Origin of the sequence: Pseudomonas sp. EGD-AK9 (assembly GCF_000465935.2) — a bacterium.
In the GTDB taxonomy this organism is placed as follows: Bacteria; Pseudomonadota; Gammaproteobacteria; order Pseudomonadales; family Pseudomonadaceae; genus Aquipseudomonas.
On the sequence record NZ_AVOF01000519.1, the window covers coordinates 1 to 1,607 of the forward strand.

The 1,607-nt window shown below is 69.5% G+C and carries 2 protein-coding genes; one reads left to right on the forward strand and one right to left on the reverse strand.

Annotated elements, in window-relative coordinates; all coding sequences use genetic code 11:
- Positions 1–285 (reverse strand): AraC family transcriptional regulator ligand-binding domain-containing protein (locus tag N878_RS19910; protein ID WP_031303575.1); only part of this gene is annotated, 285 nt, incomplete at its 3' end.
- Between the two features lie 104 nt (positions 286–389).
- Here N878_RS19910 and N878_RS19915 point away from each other — a divergent pair.
- The gene (locus N878_RS19915; RefSeq protein WP_031303576.1) at positions 390–1,451 is read left to right on the forward strand and encodes a fatty acid desaturase; all 1,062 of its coding nucleotides are present in this window, start codon (positions 390–392) and stop codon (positions 1,449–1,451) included.
- The last annotated feature ends 156 nt before the right edge of the window (positions 1,452–1,607 follow it).

Below are 1,607 nucleotides of genomic sequence, written 5' to 3' on the forward strand. Positions count from 1 at the left end.
GCGCAGGCTGCTGCTGGCGATCAGCGCGTAGCCGAGAGCGTGGAAGGTGGTGGGGCTGACGTACTGCGAGGTCTTCAGGCCCAGCGCCGGGTCGCCGCTGGCCGCCACCGCCAGTTGCCACAGACGCGTGGTCACCGACAGCGGGCAGCGCGCGTTGGGGTCGTCGAGCAGCGCCGGGTCGAGGCCGGCGGCGTGGCACAGCGCGGCGCTGTCCAGGCCGAGGGCGTCGAGCTGCTTGCGCAGGGCGCGGGTCCAGCTGGCCAGGGTGGTGGGTTCGGCGGTCATTGCAGGTTGGCGTGTCCGGTAGGCAGGTTGGCGTGCTCGGTCGGGCGCGTTGGCGGGCGCGGCGGCACAGTAGCGTCACTGTCCAAGCACAAGAGGATGTCGGCATGTCCCCCTCCCCCGCAAGCCTTAATGACCAGCAACGCGCCGCGCTGATCCGCGAACGGGTGATGGCCCATGGCAACGCCCTGCGCCAGCGCTACCCGATCCTGCAGCACCAGGACGCCCTCGGCGCCGCCATCCTCGCCTTCGCCCTGGCCGGCATGCTCGGCTCGGCCGCGTTCTATATCGGCGGGCACATGGCCTGGTGGCTGTGCCTGCTGCTCAACGCCTTCTTCGCCTCGCTGACCCACGAGCTGGAGCACGACCTGATCCACTCGATGTACTTCCGCAAACGCCCGGTGCCGCACAACCTGATGCTGGCGCTGGTCTGGCTGGCGCGGCCGAGCACCATCAACCCCTGGGTGCGCCGCCACCTGCACCTGAACCACCACAAGGTCTCCGGCAGTGAGGCCGACATGGAGGAGCGCGCCATCACCAACGGCGAGCCCTGGGGCCTGGCGCGCCTGCTGATGGTCGGCGACAACATGATGAGTTCCTTCATTCGCTGGCTGCGGGCGAAGAACCCCGAGCACCGCCGGCTGATCCTCAGCCGCACGCTCAAGGTCTACGCGCCGCTGGGGCTGCTCAACTGGGCGACCTGGTACCTGTTCCTCGGCTTCCATCTGCTCGACTGGGCCGCCGCCGCCCTGGGCGCCCCGATCGCCTGGTCGGCCACCACCCTGGGCCTGATGCAGGTGGTGAACGTCGCCGTGGTGGTGCTGGTCGGGCCCAACGTGCTGCGCACCTTCTGCCTGCACTTCGTCAGCTCCAACATGCACTACTACGGCGACGTCGAACCGGGCAACGTGATCCAGCAGACCCAGGTGCTCAACCCCTGGTGGCTGTGGCCGCTGCAGGCGTTCTGCTGCAACTTCGGCAGCAGCCACGCGATCCATCATTTCGTGGTCAAGGAGCCCTTCTACATCCGCCAGCTGACCGTGCCCTTCGCCCACCAGGTGATGCGCGAGATGGGCGTGCGCTTCAACGACTTCGGCACCTTCGCCCGCGCCAACCGCTGGACCCGCCGCGCCCCACAAGCCGCCGGCGAACGCCCCCAGACCGCCTGACGTTCACCTGGCCGCGGTGCGCACGGCGCACCCTAGCGGGTCTCGATTAGCGCGGGCGCGGCGAAAGAGCTGTCGACGCGCTCGCCGGTGTTGTCGCTGTCGGCGGCGAAGACCACGCCGAGGATGCGCCGCGGCGCGCTGCCGAAGGCGGCGATG

Excerpts from the sequence above, each read along its gene's own strand:
- N878_RS19915 (WP_031303576.1), top strand. The coding sequence starts at position 390 with ATGTCCCCCTCCCCCGCAAGCCTTAATGACCAGCAACGCGCCGCGCTG.